Genomic DNA, 20,612 nt, shown 5'->3' on the forward strand with positions numbered 1-20,612 from the left:
TTAAGCCGCTTTACGAGCGTCTTTAACCAGTTTCGCTACGCGATCTGAAAGACCAGCGCCTTGACCTACCCAGTGATCAACACGGGCAAGGTCTAGACGAAGTTTTTCTTCTTGACCAGCAGCGATTGGGTTAAAGAAACCTACTTTCTCGATGAAACGACCGTCACGCGAGAAACGGCTATCCGCAACCACGATTTGATAGAATGGACGCTTTTTAGCGCCGCCACGTTGCAAACGAATAGTTACCATACCGTCCTCTACATAGATTGACTGTTTTCATTAATAAGATTTGCTTCCCACTTTGGGAAGCTGGGGAATTGTACGTCTTTTTTCACGCATTGCAAGTGTGAAATCCATTTTATTACCAAATGATGAAGATGCTTGGTAATTGACAGAAGATGACGTCTAAATTGTGTGAATGCGATGGCCTGCCTGGGCGATATCGCATCTGAGGGCATAAGTATAAAAGAAGGGCCGTAAAACAGACACCCTTCTTTATATAGAGTAGCCCTTTAACTGTGCTGACTAGAAGGTGATTTTAACTTTGGCCGCCAGATAACGTCCTGGCATTGTATACTGAGACAAGCTGGTGTCGGCAGCACTGCCAGCAACCCGCTCGTAATTAACGTATTCCTTGTCCAACAAATTAAAGACCCCCACATTGAGTTGCCAGCTGTGCCACTGATAATCTGCAAACACATCGACCGTGGCCCAGCCAGCGGTTTTGATTGCAGCATCAGAGGGGACTTTGTCCATATGACTGGCAGCACGCAACGCCGTTGTCAGCGACCACTGCTCAGATTCGTAACGCGCTTTAACAAAGCCATTAAGCGGGCTCAACGATTCTATGTAGTCATCGGTCTGTGAATTTTTACCATGCAGGTAGGTCAGGCCACTGTCGATGGCAAGCTGGTCGTTCAGCCACAGGGTCAGATTGGCTTCAACCCCTTTGATTTTTACTTCTTCAATATTCTGGTACTGAAACACCTGTTTGCTGACATTGGGAATAAAGGTCGGCTCAGTGCGTACCAGTTGGTTGGCAATAAAATCATCAAAAGTCGAATGGAATACGGCTACGGAAAACTGACTGCTATCGAAATTGCCTTTTAAGCCCAGCTCTATGCTGTCACTGTATTCCGGATCCAGGTCTGAATTGGGGATGATCTGGTAGAAAGGCTCAACACCGTGACTCTGATAAGCCTGATCGTGGGGCGGGATCTTAAAACCACGGGCATACTGGCCCACCAGGCTGAGATTCTGGGACAAGCTGTATACCACGCCCAGTTTAGGCGACAAAGCCGTTGCATCAATTTTTTCAAAGACACCGTCGGTGTACAACGCACTTTGCTTAGGGTCCATCTGATAACTGTCCAGTCGCAAGCCCGCATTTACGCTCAAGGTATCGGGCAGCAGCGTCACGTTATCCTGGACAAATAGTCCAATCAGCCTTGTATCCGCGCCGGGGAACGCTTTTTGTGGCTCATGATCTTTAACCAATGTGCCTTGCAGGTTGCGCCGTGACTTATAACGCGGGCGTTGCGTGTCATATTGGTCGAAATCAGCCCCATATACGAGTTGGTGCGCAACATCGCCAACGTTTAACTGTTTGTCCAGTACCAATCGGGTGCCAACAATCTGCTGCTCAAAGCGATAGTCATTGGTATCAACGTAAGGACCTGAGCGGTCAGCACCAGCACGAGTTTGGTCGCTGCGCTGCTCATAATCGCTGAAGTATACCTGGGCCTCCAGATTATCGTACAAGGTGGTTGCCGCGCTGCTATTATATAGTACAGACACTGACAGGCTGTCGTTTTCTTCCTTTGTTTCGTGGCTTTGGGCTGCCAGTACCTGCTCGGTTTCCTGCGTGTAATAATCCAAAGTGGTTAACAGGCTGGACTGCGCCCCCAGGGTCAGCTCACCTTTGAGTACCGCAGCCGTAGAGGTGTAGTCCGCCTCAGGTAAGGTTTCATCATAATTCTGTGTCTGGCCGCCATCTCGGCGCGTCAACTGGACCGATGCAGCATGCTCGCCAAGGCGCTTTGCAAACACGCCGCTGAGGCTTTGCTCATCACTGGCACCGTGATAACCGGCGCTGAGATGGGCATAGCTGGCGGCATCCGCCAGATAATCAGACGGCGATTTGGTGGCTATCACGACGATGCCGCCGAGTGCGTCAGAGCCATAAAGTGAAGATGCAGCCCCCTTCGCAACTTCGATTTGCCTGACACCTTCTAAGTCCAGATAACCACGGCCGATTAACAAGCCCTGACCTCCTTCGTAGGCATCATTGAGTCGACGACCATCTTTAATATACACAACCCGGTTACCGCCAATGCCGCGCACGGTGATCGCCTGGGCGTTACCCGCACTGCCCTGTGTGGTAATACCGGTTTGATAACGAAATGCCGAGGCCAGGTCGATACTAACTTCCTGCTCCAGAGCCTGCTCGGTCACCACACTGACGCTGCCTGCGACATCCGACAGCTTCTGTTCGACCCGTGAACCGCTGACCACAATCACGTCTGCCGACTTTTCAAATTCATCGGCCTTAACATCGGTCGTACCAAAAAGTGCCGCCACTACACCAAGCGCAATACTGCTGTGCTTTAAAGTCATTAGAAACCTCATTCAGGGAATTAAACAGAACTATTTTGCTGAGCACTATAATGTTCCTAAAACTCATTTGCAAATGATAATGGTTTGCATTTTTATATTTATGTAGATTTATGCATTTTCATTACGTAGAATCACCTTCAGACCGGGGACGTGCTATCAGGCTGTCTGTTTTGATGGATTAATAAACTGTAAGCAAATACCCAGACCCACTTGATACAATTGAATTTAACGGGATAAAAAATGCAAAAACTTGTGTTTCTGATTGTGCTAGCAGTGCTCAGCAACCCAATACTCGCAGCTCAGCGGGTCGTCATCGCCGGCGGCTCCCTAACGGACATCGTCTTCGCTCTGGGTGGCGGGAAAAACGTTGTGGCGGTTGATACCTCCAGTACCTCGCCGCTTCAAGCAACTCAATTACCCAAAGTTGGCTACTATCGGGATCTGGCAGCTGAAGGGGTGCTCTCTCAACATCCCGAGCTGATCCTGGCATTACAAGGCAGTGGCAGGCCCGAAGTCTTAACCCAGCTGCGCAGCACAGGCGTTAAACTGAACCTGTACGATAAGCCAACCAATATTAATGAACTCTTTAACCTGATAGGTCAGCTGGGCCGGGATCTAAACCGCCAAAGCCAGGCACAGGGTCTTATCGCCCGCCTGAAACAAACCTTGCCTGCCAAAGCGCCGCCGTCGTCGCTCAGCGCCCTGTTTATTCTCTCTGCGGGCGATCGCGGTGTTACCGTGGCGGGCCCAGAAACTGTGCCTGATCTTTTGTTTGGCTACACAGGGATCCGTAATCTGGCAACGGCCCCCGGCTACAAACCCTTCAATCGCGAGGCCATGCTGGTCAGTGCGCCCGATTTTCTGGTGGCGCCCAGCCATGTTGTGTATAGCCTGGGTGGCCCTGAGCAGTTCTGTCAGCAAAGTGCCCTGGCATTACTGCCGGCCGCGCAGCAGTGCCGACTACTGGTCATGGACTCTCTGCTGTCGATGGGCATGACCACTCGATTGCCCGAGGCCATTGCTCAACTTGCTGCTTATCGGGAGCAATCTGCGCTATGACACCCACACTTGCTATTCTGACGGCGCGCCATCACCAGTTCTGGTTGTGGCTAAGCGCTGCCATGGTAATTGTGCTTGCCTGGTTATCTCTGAGTAGTGGCCCGGTTGGCTGGGACTGGCGCATGCCTCTGGTTGCCATATTGCCCGACGCTTTTGTTCAGGACATCAGCCAGCTACATGTGAGTGTGGTAACTCAGATCCGCTTGCCCAGGCTGCTGCTGGCACTGTTGGTGGGCTGTGTACTGGCCTGCAGTGGTGCTGCCAGTCAGGCATTGTGTCGCAACCCATTGGCGGACCCAAGCCTGATGGGCGTAACCGGGGGCGCGGCCGTAGCGGCCATAGCCGTGATTGCACTGTCGCCCAAGGTTGCCTTTATTAATGAGTCCATGGTCGCACCAGCTGCGTTTCTGGGAGCTCTGGCGATCACCTCTTTATTGTACCGGATTGCCAGCCACCAGGGTCAGGTCCAGATCACGGTATTGCTGCTTGCCGGTGTGGCCATCAATGCCGTGGCCATGGCCCTGATCGGACTGTTTAGCTTTTTTGCCGACGATACCTCGCTGCGCCTGATGACCTACTGGCAGATGGGCGCACTGGCCGGTGCGAGCTGGCCTGCGATGCAATATGGTGCGCCGCTGATCCTCATCTGTATCGTAATGCTGTTTATTCGTCGTAAACAGATCAACGCTTTGATGCTCGGAGAGCGCGATGCCAGACATTTGGGCGTTAACGTCAGACGATTGAAAAATGAAGTGATTTTTTTGATTGCGCTGGGCGTAGGTGGCGCCGTTGCTATGTCGGGCATGATCGGCTTTGTCGGCCTGCTGGTCCCGCATCTGGCACGCCTGCTGGTCGGCCCAGCTCTTCGCCGTATGCTGCCTTTGAGTATGTTACTTGGCTGTGTGGTACTGCTCACGGCCGACTGGCTGGCACGTCTGGTTGTCACCCCTTCAGAGCTGCCCATTGGTGTGATCACCGCCCTGTTCGGTAGTCCGTTTTTTGTTTATTTGCTGATCCAACAAAAACGAGGTGCACATGTTTGAATGTCGTAACCTGACAGTGACCCGTGGCGGCAAACCGGTACTGACTGAGGTGTCATTGACGCTTAAAGCCGGTCAGTTTATTGTCTTGCTGGGTGAAAATGGCGCCGGTAAGTCGACCCTGCTGAGCGCGATTTGCGATGATATTCCTTATCATGGCGAGATCTTATGGCGCGACGCACCCCTCAATACGATGGACCCGTTAACGCTGGCCACACAGCGGGCCGTGCTGTTGCAGCACAATCGGGTTAACTTTGCCTTTAATACCACCGAGCTTATCGCCATGGGCCGCTACCCTTATCAAGAAAGCCCCAACGAACAAGCTGCCGTGGTGGATCAACTCATCAACCAGCTGGCACTTGAGCAGCTCGCCAGCCGAGAGGTTACGCAACTGTCTGGCGGCGAGTTTCAGCGCGCCCAGTTTGCCCGCTGCCTGGCCCAGCTAAATGCACATGACCCGGGCACCCGAAATAAACTGATGTTGCTGGATGAGCCAACTTCGGCACTGGATCTGCACCACCAGCATCGGGTTCTCAGTGCCGCGCAACGCTTTGCCCATCAGGGCAATACCGTTATTGCCGTGTTACATGATTTAAATCTCGCGTCGCTTTATGCCGACCGGATCCTCTTGCTGGATAAGGGCCAGATCCGCAGCGATGGCCCGCCGCAGGACGTCCTCAGGCGCGATGTATTGCAACCCATTTACCAAACAGGCATGCAGATTAACCTGCATCCCGGATATAATATACCTATGATATTCTCAGAACCGCTAACAGGAGCTCCCAATGCGTGAACAAGCTGTTTTTGAAGCGCGCCAGCTACTCAGACATTCGACTGTCTGTGTGATGTCTACACTCTCTAAAAACCTGGCCGGCTACCCGTTTGGCTCAGTCACGCCATTTATGAGTGACGACCAGGGTCGGCTGATTTTTTACATTGCAGGCATTGCACAACATTCACGCAACCTGACAACCGACAGCAGAGTGTGCGCGACCATATTTGATGCGGCGCAAAGCGGCGATCAGAACGAGCATGCCCGCGTCACCATAGTCGGCGACGCCACCCCGGTGCCAGATGAAGAAGCAGCCGAGTTACTGCTGCGCTATGAGCGTCACTTTCCTGAGGCCATCAGCTACCGCCAGGCACATGATTTCAAATTGTGGCGTATGGACATAAAACGCGTGCGTTATATCGCCGGCTTTGGCCAGATATTCTGGCTGGAGGCAGATGAATGGGCACAGCCTGCTGCCAATTGGGATTTGGCCAGCGAAGCGCATATGGTGGCACATATGAATGACGATCATCAGGATGCCAATCAGTTGATCCTCAAGCTGGTGCATAATGTTGATGCCGCAGAGGTGACGATGACGACGATCCTCACTGAAGGCTGCTATTTAAGAGCCAATGACAAGTCTTATTACGTGCCCTTCGACGCGCGCTGTGAAGACGCGACGGCAGTGCGTAAAGCGCTGGTGCGCCTAACCAAAGCCGCCCGCGCACAGTTTGATGAAGCCGTGGAAAGCTAAACATTAAAAAAGGACAGAGTGATTTGCATCAGTCTGTCCTTTTCTTGATTTTGAGTCTGAATTAAAACTTCGGACCACCACCACCGAACATGCCCGGTGGCATCATGCCTTTCATGTTCTTCATCATTTTCATCATGCCGCCCTTACCCTTCATCTTTTTCATCATTTTTTGCATCTGGGTAAACTGCTTGAGCAGCTTATTGATATCCTGAACCTGAGTACCTGAACCGGCCGCGATCCGCTTCTTACGTGAGCCTTTGATCACTTCCGGGCGCGCGCGCTCGTGCGGTGTCATGGAGTTAATGATGGCTTCCATCTGATTAAAGGTCTTGTCATTCACCTGACCTTTAACAGCATCCGGCAGGTTTGACATACCAGGCAATTTATCCAGCATCGACATCATGCCACCCATGTTTTTCATCTGACGCAGCTGCTCAGCAAAGTCTTCGAGCGTGAAGCCATCGCCTTTAAAGACTTTCTCGGCCACTTTGGCCGCTTTGTCTTTATCAACCTTAGACTCCACCTCTTCAATCAATGACAGCACGTCACCCATACCAAGAATACGTGACGCAACACGATCCGGGTGGAATGGCTCCAGTGCATCCGTACGCTCGCCCACACCGATGAACTTAATGGGTTTACCTGTGATATGGCGGATAGACAGGGCCGCACCACCACGGGCATCACCATCTGTTTTGGTCAGGATCACACCGGTCAGCGGCAGCGCTTCGTCGAATGCCTTCGCGGTATTTGCAGCATCCTGACCTGTCATGGAGTCGACCACAAACAGGGTTTCAATCGGTGAAATGGCCGCGTGGAGATCTTTGATCTCGCCCATCATCTCGTTATCAACGTGCAAACGACCGGCAGTATCCACCAGCACTACATCAATGAACTTTTTCTTCGCGTGTGAGATGGCATTGGTAGCAATGTCCACCGGCTTTTGCGAAATATCACTGGGGAAGAACTCAACGTCTACTTCTGTGGCCAAGGTTTCCAGCTGCTTGATAGCCGCCGGACGGTAGACGTCGGCACTGACCACCAGCACAGATTTTTTCTTACGCTCTTTTAAGAACTTAGCCAACTTGCCCACACTGGTGGTTTTACCCGCACCTTGCAGACCGGCCATCATGACAACCGCTGGCGGTTGCGCTGCCAGGTTCAGCTCTTCATTGGCCTCCCCCATGGCTTTTTCGAGTTCTTCACGTACGATCTTGATGAAAACCTGGCCCGGACTCAGGCTCTTAGTCACTTCAACACCCACTGCACGCTCTTTAACCTGCTTAACAAAGTCTCTGACGACGGGCAAAGCCACGTCCGCTTCGAGCAGTGCCATACGCACTTCACGGAGCGTTTCTTTAATATTGTCTTCGGTTAGTCGGCCGCGGCCGCTGATGTTTTTAAGCGTTTTTCCTAAGCGTTCTTGGAGGTTCTCAAACATTTATCGCTTCCAGTATGTCGTAATTGCCCAGCATTATACTGATATGCGCGTCACTAATACAGTATTCAAGTCAGTTAAGAAACTTTTTCCCTGCCCCTATGCAAGAACCCGTGCTTAAAATACAATAGCCTACAAAAGGAGCATGTAAGTAGAAAGCCACTCATGTTGATCATCAGTTTATCTTTGTTTGCCAGTCTGTTTTATGTACTTGCCACCGGGCATGTGTTGTCGCGCCTATTCCATAAGGAAGGCCCCAGCCAAAAGCTGACCATTATTTTCAGTACGGTGGCGATACTCAGCCACATGCTGGTGCTGGTAAATTCCGTGTTTACACAGGATGGACAGGACCTCAGTACCATTAATGTGGCACTGCTTACCTGCTGGGTCATTGTGGTGTCCGTGACAACGGTTTCCCTGAAGTTTCCGGCCACTTTATTATTACCCGTTGTTTATGGGTTTGCTGCGCTGCTCTTGGTTGCCAGCTTGTTTGTGCCACATCATATCGTGATGAAATCACTGGACGTGGACATTGGCCTGGTCGTGCATATTTCCTTATCTTTGCTGGCTTACTGCGTGCTTATCATCGCCACGCTTTATGCGGTGCAGTTTTACTTCATTGACCGCCGTCTGAAAGAAAAAGACCTGGCCATCATGCACAGTCATTTGCCGCCATTGATGCAGGTTGAATCACAGCTCTATCAGCTACTGACTGTCGGTACGGGCCTGTTAACTCTGGCGCTGCTCTCTGGCTTTGTGTTCCTTGAAGGCATGTTTGCCAAAGAGTTTTTACACAAAACCGTGTTGTCACTGGTTGCCTGGTGTATGTTCAGTGCCGTTACCATTGGCCACCACCAGTTTGGCTGGCGGGGCAAGTCTGTGGTATTTGCGGTGTTAGGTGCGTCAAGTATCGTTACCTTGGCCTATTTCGGCAGTCGCTTTGTTCAAGAAGTGATCTTAGGTAAGTTTTAATCTAAGTTTTAGCTTAAGTTCACGGTTTTTGACTTGACTCTGAATTCTGGCTAACGCTTAATACTCCTTCGTAAGCAAAAAAGGGATCCTCTGTTGGACGACATATCAACCAGCGCCTTGTTTATTATTCTTGGCGTGCTTGTTCTGCTCTCGGGTTATTTTTCCAGTTCGGAAACCGGGATCATGTCTATCAATCGCTACCGATTGCGTCACTTGGTCAAAGAAAAACACAAGTCGGCACAACGCGTAGACGAACTTCTGAAGCGCCCAGACCGCTTAATTGGTCTGATCCTTATCGGTAATAACCTGGTTAACATTGCGGCCTCTGCGGTTGCCACTGTCTTAGGTATGCGCCTGCTGGGCGATGCCGGTATCGTGGTTGCCACCTTTGCACTGACGCTGGTCATTCTGATCTTCGCTGAAGTGACCCCCAAAACACTGGCGGCACTGTATCCTGAAAAAATCGCGTTTCCCAGCTCTGTGATTCTAAAGCTGCTGTTAAAAATACTTTTCCCTGTGGTTGTCACGGTTAACTGGATCACCAATGGCATGCTAAAGCTGATTGGGGTTTCGCCAGAGCAAATCGAAGAACACAGTCTGAGTAAAGAAGAACTTAAAACAGTCCTGAATGAATCCGGTGCCATGTTGCCAACTAATCACCAGGATATGATGACCTCCATCCTGGATTTAGATCATGTGACGGTTGAAGACATTATGATCCCGCGCAATGAGATCAATGCCATCGACATTAATGATGACTGGAAAGACATTTCCAAGAAACTGACCAATGCACAGCACACTCGGGTACTGCTGTATCGCGATCAGATTGATGATGCCGTCGGTTTTATTCACTCGCGCGATGCCTTACGCCTGCTGACCAAAGAGCAGTTTGATAAGCCTTCATTGCTGCGTGCGGTACGCGAGATTTACTATATTCCGGAAAGCACCTCGCTCAATACTCAGCTGCTGAAATTTCAGCAGAACAAAGAGCGTATCGGCCTGGTGGTAGATGAATACGGTGACATTCAGGGTCTGGTGACGCTGGAAGACATTCTGGAAGAAGTTGTGGGTGACTTTACCACGACCAAAACGCCTGCCCCAAGCGACGAAGTGGACGTACAAAACGACGGCTCCGTGATGGTTGATGGTGGTGCTAACGTGCGCGACCTCAATAAAGAGATGCGCTGGCATCTGCCAACAGAAGGGCCTAAGACTTTAAGTGGCTTGATTGTTGAGCACCTTGAGGATATTCCACAGACCCAGCTGGGCTTGAAAATAGCGGGCTACCCGATGGAAGTGGTCGAAATCAAGGAAAATATGATCAAGGTGGTGAAGGTTTATCCGCACAAGAAAAAGAAGTCGGTCAAACCTCACTAATAAAAAAAGCCGCAATCGCGGCTTTTTTTATTTCTGTATGCGTAGGCACTTCAGGAAAACAAACGCTCGAACCAGTTCTTGTCCAGATCCGCTTCACAGCGTTTGAGCTGTGCGCCATAACGAGACGCTCTGTGCTTCACCTTGTTGGCAACTTTCATCAGCCACTTTTTCTTTTTGTAGGTACCCCGACGATAGCCACCCCAGCCTTCGTGATAATTGAGGTATTGCGCATAGGCATCCCACTTCGACACACCATTGATTTTATGCGTTTTATACACAAACCACCCCATGAAATCGATGGCGTCTTCAAAGTCGTCTCTGTCGGCGCCTGAGTTGCCCGTCTCACGAATATAATCGCTCCAGGTCGGGGTTTTGGCCTGCGAGTAACCATACGCACTGCTGGCACGGCCAATAGGAATGACCCATAAAAAGTATTCCATCGGTGGTGCGGCATCGTGCCTGAATGAGCTTTCCTGATACATCATGCTCATCAGCACATGTTTGGGCGATCCCCATTTTTCTTGTGCATCTTTTGCATCAAAGTACCAGTCGTCCTTTTCTTCAAAAATCTTACAAATATCATTAGGTTGCTTAGGAGGTGCCGTGGCACAACCGGTGAGCGCAGCCAACAAAGGTAATAAAATTATTTTTTTTCTCATTTTTTTATGAACTCGTTGAACTTTTTTAAATTGTGCCGGTCCTACTTTCTGAATGCAGCAGTTTAGCATTGTTTCATCCCTGAAATTTATTTGCGCAGCCTCTCGGCTGCGTTTTTTTATGCCCGTGAAAAATAGTCTCGCAAGAACTCATTAAACGGTGCACTATCCGCTGCAACCACGCCTTGCTCATCCGTAAATGACTGCGCGCGCATTGTATCCAGCGTTTCAACTTCATAGGCCTGATACTGGGCTGAGGCATGTTGCTGCTTGTAACGCGCGGCCAGTGATAAAGCCAGCTCGCCACTGTCCCTATCCTCGCTGGTAAGCTGTGCAACAATACGCCCGGAAATGGTCAGCTCTGGCTGAGTCACCCAGGCTTTGAGCTTTTCAATCACCTCAGCGTAACACTGTGTACCCTGTGCCTCGTCCATTAACGCAGCCACGTTCTCAAGCTGAGCAAAGATGTCCTGGCCCCATTGCTGCAAAGAGCAAGCCTCAGCGCCGCGCTGCAACATGACCTGCGGGTTGCGCCCTTCGTTAATTACCTGCTGCAAGTTGGCATCACAGGTTTTTTGCTCCTCCCAGCTCAGCTCAGGAGAATCTTTCAATAAACAGTAACTGAGGAAAACGTCCAAAAATAGGATCTGCTCCAGATCAATGCCGGTTTCACTGAAGGGGTTAACGTCCAGCGCCCGGATCTCTACATATTCAATCCCGCCCCGACTCAATGCCTGAGTGGGCGTCTCACCTGAACGTCCATTACGCTTTGGTCGGATAGGTGAATAGAATTCGTTTTCGATCTGCAGGATATTCTTGTTGAGCTGCTTAGGTGTCTCATGCTGATAGTCCGGGATATGGTGATACAGATCCGAGCGACAGCGGATGGCGTTTTGCAATCCGGTAATGTATTCATCCAGGCTGTTATATGTCACCTTCAGCGATGACTGAGCACTGTTGGTGTAACCCAAATCTCCCAGCCGCAGCGCGGTACCGTACTCCAGATACAGGGTGCCTTTACCCAGCTTTTTAAAAGGTAACTGGCTATTTTTGCCCTGCAAAAAGGAGCTACACAAAGCCGGCGATGCGCCAAAGAGGTAGCTTATTAACCACAGTTCACGCTTGAAGTTACGGATAAGCCCAAGATACTGTGCGGAGATAAAGTCCTGCAGAGGGCGCGTATCCTGCTCAAGCAGTTGCAAGCTTTTCCACAAGGTATCCGGGAAAGAGATATTGAAGTGCACGCCGGCAATGGCCTGCATCATACTGCCGTAACGGTTTTTCAGGCCTTCCCGATACAGGGTTTTCATCCGACCTATATTAGAGTCACCAAACTGGGCCAGCACGATATCGTCTTCGTGTTGAATGAAGCATGGCATACTCATTGGCCACAAAAGTTCATCGCCCATATGGCTCAGGGTGTACTTCTGTAAATCGCTCAGCTGCGCAAGCGTCTCCTGTGGAGACTCACTCACCGGGGTAATAAATTCCAGTAACGATTCAGAAAAATCAGTGGTGATCGCACCATGGGTCAATGCATGGCCCGCGCCCTGTGGATGGGGCGTTTTGGCTATCTCTCCGGATGGCTTAATCCTCAGCGCTTCGCGTTCTATCCCGCGTTTAATGCCACGTAAAGCACTCAGGTGTGCTGGTGTTGCAAGCGCTTTTAACTTGCCTTGTAAATTTAATTGTTTCAAAAACTAATACCTCGAGGCCCGGTGCTCAGTAGTACACAATGCTACTGTCAATTGGGGCAAATTACGAATACTCAAGCGGTAATGATCACTTTGCCACAATGAGTGCCCTGTTCAAGATACTCATGTGCCCGCTGAATATCGCTTAATTCATATTGCTGACTGACGACCACCTTTAATTGCCCGCTCTGGAACGCTTGATATAAGTGAGTCAGTTGCGTCTGATTTGCTTCAACCAACAGACCGCGTCCGCGAACCTGTTGCTCACGAGCAACCGCTAATATCTGCTCTTTGGTCACCGTTGGAATTGTCACTAAGTCTGAACCTGGCAGCAGGTTTCTTGTCATCTGCTCACCAAGTGCTCCACCCACCAGATCGATCAGGATACCGCCACGCGGCTGTGCCAAATAGTCCGTTGGCGTCATCGCCTGGATCTTCAGAGTCTCGAACAGTTCATGCTCAGTCCGACGGCTTACCGGGATCACTTCAAAACCACGGAGTCTGGCTATTTGCAGCAATAAATGGCCAACGCCACCGGTTGCGGCATTAATATACACAGGCCGGTTGTCAGGCTCAAAATCAGCCAGCGCCTGCCAGGCAGTTAACCCCGCCAGACACAGACCGGATAAACTGGTATCCGCTTTCTCATCCACCTTGATTAACTCATCGGCGTCAGCATAAACATGGGTTGCATAACAGCCGGGATGCGCCGCAAAGCCAACCATGCCAATCACAGTATCGCCCGGCTGTAAGCGCGTGACACCATCACCGGTTTGCACAATTTTGCCAAGCACATCATACCCCAGGGGCAAAAACGCATCAGGCAATTTAGCTGCGGCAACATAGCCAAGGCCGCTGCGTGTTTTAATATCTATGGGATTGACGGATGTTGAAATAACTTGAATCAACACCTGTTGACTTTGAGGTGGTGTCAGCGGTAGCGCCTGCTCACACAGTTCAGTGCTGCCACCAAATTGAAAAATGCCATACTGGCGAAAGTACTTTTCCATGGAAGATGCGGGTTTGAATGTTGATAAGGAACTCTAACATATCAAGCGAAAACCCCCAACCTCAGCACGTTGAATTTAGGTATGAAACGGGACAGCGTTGTGCTGCCCCGTTATTGCTGTGTTTAGCGGGTAAATACGATGTCATCGCCGCTGACATCGACCTTAATCACATCACCGGCGTCAAAGTCTCCATGCAAAAGCTGCTGCGCCAGCGGGTTCTCAATATAATGTTGCACCGCGCGTTTAAGTGGCCGCGCACCATATACCGGATCGAAACCACTGGCGGCAATTTTATCCAATGCCGCATCGCTCAGCTCAAACCCGAAGCCTTTGTCGTGCAAACGCTGACGTAATTTCGCCAGCTGAATGTCGGCGATTTGCTTAATGTGCTCATTAATAAGTGGATGGAACACCACAGTTTCATCAATCCGGTTAATGAATTCCGGTCTGAACTGAGTGACCAGCACGTCCATCACCCGCTGTTTCAGTGTCGCATAATCATTGCTGCCCGCCTGCTCCTGGATCACATCGGAACCCAGGTTAGAGGTCATGATGATCACCGCATTTTTAAAATCAACGGTGCGACCCTGACCATCCGTCAGGCGCCCGTCGTCAAGCACCTGAAGCAAAATATTAAACACATCCGGATGGGCTTTTTCTACTTCATCGAGCAAAATCACGGAATAAGGACGACGGCGTACCGCTTCAGTCAGGTAACCTCCCTCTTCATATCCTACATATCCCGGCGGTGCACCCACCAACCGTGCTACGGAGTGTTTCTCCATAAACTCAGACATATCAATGCGCACCATGGCATCTTCGGTGTCAAACATAAAGCCTGCCAGCGCTTTGGTCAGCTCGGTTTTACCGACCCCGGTTGGGCCCAGGAATAAGAATGAGCCAATCGGGCGGTTAGGATCGGCAAGGCCCGCGCGAGAGCGACGAATGGCATTGGCCACTGCGCTGACGGCTTCATCCTGACCAATCACTTTTTTATGCAGCTCGTCTTCCATCTGCAATAATTTATCACGCTCACCTTGCAGCATTTTCGCCACTGGTATCCCGGTCCAGCGCGACAAAATCTCTGCAATTTCATCTTCACCAACCTGGTTTTTCAGCAAGCTCATTTCCTGCATTTCGGCCTGAGAGGCCAGATCCAGTTTGCGCTCCAATTCAGGAATACGGCCATATTGCAGCTCCGACATACGCTGTAAGTCGCTTGCCCGGCGCGCCACTTCGAGATCTAGTCGGGCCTGTTCCAGCTCAGCTTTGATCACCTGAGTCCCCTGTAGTGAGGCTTTCTCGGCATTCCAGACTTCATCGAGCTCACGGTATTCCGTTTCGAGCTGCTGGATCAGTGCCTGCATTTCACTGCGGCGCTTCTGGCTGGCCTCATCTTTTTCTTTTGCCAGTGCATTATCCTCAAGCTTGAGCTGGATAATACGCCGTTCCAGCTTATCCAGTTGCTCCGGCTTAGAGTCTATTTGTAAGCGAATAGATGAACCCGCTTCGTCGATCAGGTCAATGGCTTTATCGGGTAGTTGTCTGTCACTGATATAGCGGTGCGACAGCTGAGCCGCGGCAACAATAGCGGGATCGGTGATGTCCACAGAATGATGCAGCTCGTAGCGCTCTTTTAAGCCACGCAAAATCGCAATGGTGTCTTCGACACTGGGCTCAGCGACAAAGACTTTCTGGAAGCGTCGCTCCAGTGCCGCGTCCTTTTCAATATACTGACGATACTCATCCAGCGTTGTGGCACCCACACAGTGTAATTCACCGCGCGCCAGCGCAGGCTTGAGCATATTACCGGCATCCATCGCGCCGTCGGTTTTACCAGCCCCGACCATGGTATGGATCTCATCGATAAACAGGATCACCCGGCCTTCTTCTTTGCCCAGCTCATTCAGGACCGACTTCAGACGCTCTTCAAACTCACCGCGATACTTGGCACCAGCGACCAGGGCACCCAGGTCCAGCGACAATACTCGCTTGTCCTTGAGCCCCTCAGGCACCTCACCATTAATGATGCGTTGCGCAAGGCCTTCAACTATCGCGGTTTTACCTACCCCCGGCTCACCAATTAAAACCGGGTTGTTCTTGGTGCGACGTTGCAACACCTGCACCGTGCGACGAATTTCATCGTCACGCCCGATAACCGGATCCAGCTTGCCCTGCTCTGCTCGCTCGGTCAGATCTATGGTATATTTCTCCAGTGCCTGACGGGTATCTTCGGCATTGGGGTCATCCACTTTCTGACCACCACGGATAGCCTTAATGGCTTTTTCAATTTTATCCTGCGTGATATTTAACGAGCGGAAAATGTCGCCCAGCGGGCCTTTGTCTTCGCAGGCAGCAAATACAAACAGCTCACTGGAGATATATTTGTCTTTGCGCTTTTGCGCATATTTATCACATAAATTGATCAGTGAAATGAGGTTATTCGACAGCTGAACATCACCGCCCACCCCTTCCACCTTGAAAAGCTTTTCAATGGCCTGAGAAAGTTTAGTGTTGAGCTCATCGGCACTCACACCGGCCTGCGCAAACAGTGCGCGGACACTTGAACCATTTTGTTGTAACAGTGCGTACATAAGGTGCACAGGTTCAATGAACTGATGGTCACGCCCCAATGCGAGAGATTGCGCATCAGACAGCGCTGCTTGAAATTTACTGGTAAATCTATCTATTCGCATACCCGAAATAACCTTATAAATAACTTAGTTACCTATAAAATGGGTATCAGAGGGAGTTTGATCAAGGTGCAGGCGACAATTATTTGCGCCAAATCAAAGAGGCCATGCGGCCACAACGACCATCGCGACGATAAGAAAAGAAATGCTCAGGATTGGACACAGTACATTGCGCCTGTGCGAAGACAGATTGCACGCCAAGCTCTTTCAATTGCTGTGTTGCCAGGGCATAAATATCAGCCAGATAGCGACCATTTGCTTGTGCTTTGAAAGCATTCAGGTGCGCCTGATGACGGGCGACAAACTGATCTCGTACTTCTTCACCCACTTCAAAGGCCTGAGGGCCAATGGCCGGACCCAGCCAGGCATGTATTCGGGATCTCGGCGCGCTGAAATGTGCAATCGTTCTGGCAAGAATATCCGCCGCCAAAGGACGCCAGCCACAGTGCACTGCGGCTATCTCCTCGCCATCGTCACTGGCCAGCAACACAGGCAAACAGTCGGCTGTCATAATTGCCAGGGCAAACTGGCGGGAGCGCGTAAAGAGTGCATCGGCCTGCGGCGTCTGAGTTATATCGTACTGTTCTTCTGCCAGGATCACCGCATTGCCGTGTACCTGCTCAAGCCAAACGATAGGAGCCGGGACCTGAGCCTGCAACTGTGCCCTGTTGCGTGCAACGGCTTGTGGATTGTCTCCAACATGACAGGCCAGATTGAAACCATCAAAAGGGGCCGTCGAAGCGCCACCCTGACGCGATGTCGACAAGGTGCCAACAACCTCCTTTAATGGCCAATCCGGGTGCAGCATTTTAGTAGTCTATCTGTGGATTAAGCTTAAAGTCTTCACGCAATGCGGCTGTAAGCTTTTGCATATCTTCCGGAATAGGTGCTTCCCAGGTCATGATTTCGCCGCTCACCGGGTGTGCTATACGCAGCTTAACGGCATGCAGCGCCTGACGTTTAAAGCCACGCAAGGTATCGAGGAACTCTGGCGATGCATTGCGCGGTGGGCAAGGACGGCCCCCGTAGAGCTGATCACCAATTAGCGGGTGCTTAAGGTATGCCATATGGACACGGATCTGGTGCGTACGGCCCGTTTCAAGGCGTAAACGCAGGCGTGTATGTGCGCGAAACTTTTCCGCAACCCGATAATGCGTAATTGCCGGTTTACCCATTTCATGAATCGCCATGTGGGTACGTTTAGTGGCATGACGGCCAATAGGCTTTTCAACCACGCCACCCGCAGTCATAGTGCCGTTACAGATGGCTTCGTATTCACGGGTAAAGTTTTCACGTGCCTGGAGGTTTTTAACCAAATGGGTTTGTGCGACTATGGTTTTGGCCACCACCATTAGCCCAGTGGTGTCTTTGTCAAGACGGTGTACAATACCAGCACGCGGGACATTGATGATTTCCGGATGATGATGCAACAGGGCATTGAGCACAGTCCCATTTGGGTTACCGGCACCAGGGTGTACCACCAGACCCATAGGCTTATTGATCACCAGAATGTCATCGTCCTCATAAACGATGTCTAACGCGATGTCTTGCGCTTCGTATTCCCGCTCCGCCTCAATTTGCGTTTCCACCGCAACGACTTCACCGCCCAGTAATTTTTCCTTGGGGATCGCCAGAATATCGCCATTAACGGTAACTTTTTCATCGAGGATCCAGGTTTTTATTCTAGAACGTGAAAAATCGGGGAACAATTGCGCCAAAATCTGGTCTAGACGTTTACCGCCCAGTTCCACTGGCACATCGGCTTGTAGAGAAATTTGCTCAGACATGTGTAACTTTACCTAAAATACCAGTGCAAGCCATGCTCGACTGGGTTAGAATCGCATAAATGCATAGTTTACTCGGTTTTGCCGACTTGGCCTAGCCTGATAACGAAGGTAGTAAAATAAAATGATAAAGACGTTGGGAAAACGCGCTTTTGCAATCGTACTGAGCGCATCTGTATTGGGATTAGCAGCTTGCTCATCCGCCCCAGAACAAGAAGAAATCGAACGCGTACCAAATAAATCTGTGCAAGCATTGTACGAAGATGCCAAGCAAACACTCGACTCAGGCCTGTATGCACGTGCCATCGAGCTACTCAGTGCCATCAACTCACGTTACCCGTTTGGTCCTTATTCTCATCAGGTACAGATGGACTTGGTTTACGCTTTTTATCAGACCGGGAACACCGAGCAAGCGCTGGCCACAGTGGATCGCTTTTTGCGCCTGAACCCCAACCATAAAAACCTCGACTATATGTACTACATGCGAGGCCTAATCAATATCAAAGCAGACGAGAACGGTTTTCAGGAATACTTTGGTATCGATCGCGCAGACCGTGACCCGAGCCGCACACGGGTTGCTTTTCAGGATTTGACAACGCTTGTGAAAAACTATCCGGACAGTACATATGTCCCGGAGGCCAAAAAACGCCTGGCATGGCTGCTTAACAAGATGGCGCGTTATGAGCTGAAAGTCGCCAACTACTACTTTGAACGAGAGGCATACCTGGCTGCCGCGAACCGCGGCAAGTATGTGGTTGAGCATTTTTCTCAGAGCAGCTACCTGGTACCTGCACTTGAAATGATGGAAAAAAGTTATGCTATGTTAGGGCTGGATGAGTTAAGCGAGAATGCCCGCAAAGCAAAAGAGCTGAATCAGCAGCGCTAAGCACCCATTATTGATACTGAATACAACAACGCCGGATCGCACACAGCATCCGGCGTTTTTATTTGAGTGAAATAGGGTTTAGATGGCTTCTTCGTCTTCCTCGCCGGTACGGATACGGACGACACGTTCGACTTCGGTGACAAAGATTTTACCATCACCAATTTTGCCGGTTTGAGCCGTTTTCAAAATCACGTCGATAGCCCGGTCTACGTCTTCTTCTGCCAACACAATATCTAATTTCACTTTTGGCAGAAAGTCGACCATATACTCCGCACCACGATATAGCTCGGTGTGCCCTTTTTGTCGGCCAAACCCTTTGACTTCGCACACGGTCATACCGGTAATACCTATATCGGATAACGCTTCTCGCACGTCATCCAGCTTAAATGGTTTAATGATGGCTTCTATCTTTTTCATGGTTGATTCTTATCCCTTTGGTAATGCGTCGATTTTAGACAATCCCATAAAACAAGGCAAACAAAGCAATTGAATAAATACACAAAAAGACGCACTATAATAAGTAGTCTTTATTCCTGTTTTTGGCTGTAATCATGAGAAAAAATACAGGCTTCACGCTTTTTGAGTTAGTTATCACTATTGCTATTTTGGGTGTACTGGCCACACTGGCGTTCTCATTCAGCGGCGGCCTGACCACCTCAACCCGCGCCGAAGCTTACCTGAGAGAACTTAAGCGCACCATAACTTTTGCCAGGGCACAAGCGACTGCAACCGATGAGATCATCGTTATATGCCCGGCAGCCGCAGTACTGGTTGAAACCAACAGCAGCTTTGTCTGTCAGAACGATTGGCAGACCAACCGGATCGCTGTCTTTCTCGACAGAAACAATAACGGCGCATACAACACAGGAGCCGACGACTTGTTGCGCGTGATGGAACGAGTCCCTAATAATGATAGCCTGACCTTTCCGGCAGCCAGCTTGCGCTTTGACTCTAGCGGTCGCACCGCGATGCAGCAGACCAGCAGCTTTATTTATTGCCCCGCTGCGACAGATTTTCCAAATCAACAACTGGAGGTCAGTGTTGTGGGCTCTGCACTCTACCGTGGTGACACAACTCTCACCTGTGACTAAGGCATCAGCTTGCGCGGTTATGCTTTAACCTGTAATTGAGTCGCTACTTTCGTAGGAATTCACTTTTTTACATCAGTAAAAGAGGCTGAAAAAAAGCGCGCCCACCTCACCAGCCACGCCCGACAATGATATTTACTCATATGCCTTGCGGTTGGGGCTCAAACAACTAGGCTAACACTATGACTGATGCACGGATGCATACTCATGGCCTTAAGGACTATTGGTGGGTTTACCCTACTTGAATTGATTATCAGCATGGCGCTGTTTGGCGTCTTTTTACTACTTGCAGCACCGGCGGTACATTCGATAACTGAACAGGACAGAGCTAAACAGGCTTTGGTGTTGCTTGACCGCCACCTGACTTTGGCGCGACTGCATGCGATAACACATCAGACACCAGTCACGATTTGCCCCCTGGTTAAAAACCGTTGCACAAACTTGTGGCATCAGGAACTCACCATTTTTACCGATCGGGGTGAGCGCGCATCCTTTGACAAAAACGATGTAAAACTGATGGTGCTCTCTGAAGTACATTCATCAGATACGCTGGATTACCCACGAGCGGCAATCACTTTTAAACATACCGGCACGTTAAAGGGGTTTGGCAATGGTACCTTTGTGTATTGTACACAACGCCTCACGGGTGACCGTCTTGGCCTGGCATTGTCAATCAGTGTGGTTGGACGCAGTCGGCTCAGAGAGACCAACAAATGCATGTGACAAGCAGAGCCTTAACGCCCTGCTCTGCTTGAACTTCGCTATATAACGCG

General features: G+C 50.4%; 19 protein-coding genes. 9 read left to right on the plus strand and 10 right to left on the minus strand.

Translation table 11 applies throughout. From position 1 onward, the window contains the following. Both rpsP and TW77_RS19555 read right to left on the minus strand, forming a co-directional pair. Window positions 1-249: a 30S ribosomal protein S16 gene (rpsP, locus tag TW77_RS19550; protein WP_010382415.1), complete on the minus strand. Its 249-nt coding sequence runs from the start codon at window positions 247-249 to the stop codon at window positions 1-3. Between the two features lie 276 nt (window positions 250-525). Further along, on the minus strand, window positions 526-2,616 hold the full coding sequence (locus TW77_RS19555; RefSeq protein WP_046006659.1) for a TonB-dependent hemoglobin/transferrin/lactoferrin family receptor: 2,091 nt from the start codon (window positions 2,614-2,616) through the stop codon (window positions 526-528). Window positions 2,617-2,856: 240 nt separating this feature from the next. Between TW77_RS19555 and TW77_RS19560 the strand changes: the two genes are divergently transcribed. From TW77_RS19560 to TW77_RS19575, 4 genes are read left to right on the plus strand one after another with little or no spacing between them, the layout of a single operon-like run. After that, on the plus strand, window positions 2,857-3,675 hold the full coding sequence (locus TW77_RS19560; protein WP_052713281.1) for a heme/hemin ABC transporter substrate-binding protein: 819 nt from the start codon (window positions 2,857-2,859) through the stop codon (window positions 3,673-3,675). After that, window positions 3,672-4,718: a FecCD family ABC transporter permease gene (locus TW77_RS19565; protein ID WP_046006660.1), complete on the plus strand. Its 1,047-nt coding sequence runs from the start codon at window positions 3,672-3,674 to the stop codon at window positions 4,716-4,718. The genes TW77_RS19560 and TW77_RS19565 overlap by 4 nt, the downstream gene beginning before the upstream one ends. Next, complete coding sequence (locus TW77_RS19570; protein WP_046006661.1) at window positions 4,711-5,508, plus strand: heme ABC transporter ATP-binding protein; 798 nt, start codon at window positions 4,711-4,713, stop codon at window positions 5,506-5,508. The genes TW77_RS19565 and TW77_RS19570 overlap by 8 nt, the downstream gene beginning before the upstream one ends. Continuing rightward, the gene (locus TW77_RS19575; protein WP_046006662.1) at window positions 5,501-6,241 is read left to right on the plus strand and encodes a HugZ family protein; all 741 of its coding nucleotides are present in this window, start codon (window positions 5,501-5,503) and stop codon (window positions 6,239-6,241) included. Before TW77_RS19570 ends, TW77_RS19575 begins: the two co-directional genes overlap by 8 nt. Before the next feature lie 61 nt (window positions 6,242-6,302). Here TW77_RS19575 and ffh read toward each other — a convergent pair whose 3' ends face one another. After that, entirely contained in the window at window positions 6,303-7,682 is a 1,380-nt protein-coding gene (ffh, locus tag TW77_RS19580) for a signal recognition particle protein (RefSeq protein WP_046006663.1), read from the minus strand. Between the two features lie 162 nt (window positions 7,683-7,844). On the opposite strand from ffh, the gene TW77_RS19585 reads away from it, so the two are divergent. Together TW77_RS19585 and TW77_RS19590 are read left to right on the plus strand one after the other, a co-directional pair. Beyond that, window positions 7,845-8,651 (plus strand): cytochrome C assembly family protein, encoded by an 807-nt coding sequence (locus TW77_RS19585; RefSeq protein ID WP_046006664.1) that lies wholly within the window; start codon window positions 7,845-7,847, stop codon window positions 8,649-8,651. A 93-nt stretch (window positions 8,652-8,744) separates the two neighbouring features. Further along, window positions 8,745-10,028, plus strand: coding sequence for an HlyC/CorC family transporter (locus TW77_RS19590; protein WP_046006665.1), 1,284 nt, complete (start codon window positions 8,745-8,747; stop codon window positions 10,026-10,028). A gap of 50 nt (window positions 10,029-10,078) precedes the next feature. Here the strand turns inward: TW77_RS19590 and TW77_RS19595 are convergent, their stop codons facing one another. The 6 genes from TW77_RS19595 to rluD all read right to left on the minus strand — a co-directional run bounded on the left by TW77_RS19595 (window position 10,079) and on the right by rluD (window position 17,868). Further along, complete coding sequence (locus TW77_RS19595) at window positions 10,079-10,687, minus strand: lipoprotein (RefSeq protein ID WP_046006689.1); 609 nt, start codon at window positions 10,685-10,687, stop codon at window positions 10,079-10,081. A gap of 116 nt (window positions 10,688-10,803) precedes the next feature. Beyond that, window positions 10,804-12,381, minus strand: coding sequence for a glutamate--cysteine ligase (gene gshA, locus TW77_RS19600; protein ID WP_046006666.1), 1,578 nt, complete (start codon window positions 12,379-12,381; stop codon window positions 10,804-10,806). A 71-nt stretch (window positions 12,382-12,452) separates the two neighbouring features. Beyond that, window positions 12,453-13,388 carry an NADP-dependent oxidoreductase gene (locus TW77_RS19605; RefSeq protein WP_046006667.1) on the minus strand — a complete coding sequence of 312 codons (936 nt, stop codon included), beginning with the start codon at window positions 13,386-13,388 and terminating at the stop codon, window positions 12,453-12,455. 122 nt (window positions 13,389-13,510) lie between these two features. Beyond that, window positions 13,511-16,084 carry an ATP-dependent chaperone ClpB gene (clpB, locus tag TW77_RS19610; RefSeq protein ID WP_046006668.1) on the minus strand — a complete coding sequence of 858 codons (2,574 nt, stop codon included), beginning with the start codon at window positions 16,082-16,084 and terminating at the stop codon, window positions 13,511-13,513. A gap of 79 nt (window positions 16,085-16,163) precedes the next feature. Continuing rightward, on the minus strand, window positions 16,164-16,889 hold the full coding sequence (gene pgeF, locus TW77_RS19615) for a peptidoglycan editing factor PgeF (protein WP_046006669.1): 726 nt from the start codon (window positions 16,887-16,889) through the stop codon (window positions 16,164-16,166). A 1-nt stretch (window position 16,890) separates the two neighbouring features. Further along, a complete protein-coding gene (gene rluD / locus TW77_RS19620; RefSeq protein ID WP_046006670.1) occupies window positions 16,891-17,868 on the minus strand; it encodes a 23S rRNA pseudouridine(1911/1915/1917) synthase RluD in 978 nt (325 codons plus the stop codon). A 121-nt stretch (window positions 17,869-17,989) separates the two neighbouring features. Here rluD and TW77_RS19625 point away from each other — a divergent pair, with 121 nt between their 5' ends. Next, a complete protein-coding gene (locus TW77_RS19625; RefSeq protein WP_046006671.1) occupies window positions 17,990-18,751 on the plus strand; it encodes an outer membrane protein assembly factor BamD in 762 nt (253 codons plus the stop codon). A gap of 78 nt (window positions 18,752-18,829) precedes the next feature. Here TW77_RS19625 and glnB read toward each other — a convergent pair whose 3' ends face one another. Further along, window positions 18,830-19,168, minus strand: coding sequence for a nitrogen regulatory protein P-II (glnB, locus tag TW77_RS19630; protein ID WP_010382451.1), 339 nt, complete (start codon window positions 19,166-19,168; stop codon window positions 18,830-18,832). A 134-nt stretch (window positions 19,169-19,302) separates the two neighbouring features. Between glnB and TW77_RS19635 the strand changes: the two genes are divergently transcribed. Next, complete coding sequence (locus TW77_RS19635) at window positions 19,303-19,842, plus strand: GspH/FimT family pseudopilin (RefSeq protein ID WP_046006672.1); 540 nt, start codon at window positions 19,303-19,305, stop codon at window positions 19,840-19,842. A gap of 204 nt (window positions 19,843-20,046) precedes the next feature. Further along, window positions 20,047-20,562, plus strand: coding sequence for a GspH/FimT family pseudopilin (locus tag TW77_RS19640; RefSeq protein ID WP_046006673.1), 516 nt, complete (start codon window positions 20,047-20,049; stop codon window positions 20,560-20,562). The last annotated feature ends 50 nt before the right edge of the window (window positions 20,563-20,612 follow it).

The organism is Pseudoalteromonas rubra (assembly GCF_000967655.1).
GTDB lineage: Bacteria > Pseudomonadota > Gammaproteobacteria > Enterobacterales > Alteromonadaceae > Pseudoalteromonas > Pseudoalteromonas rubra_A.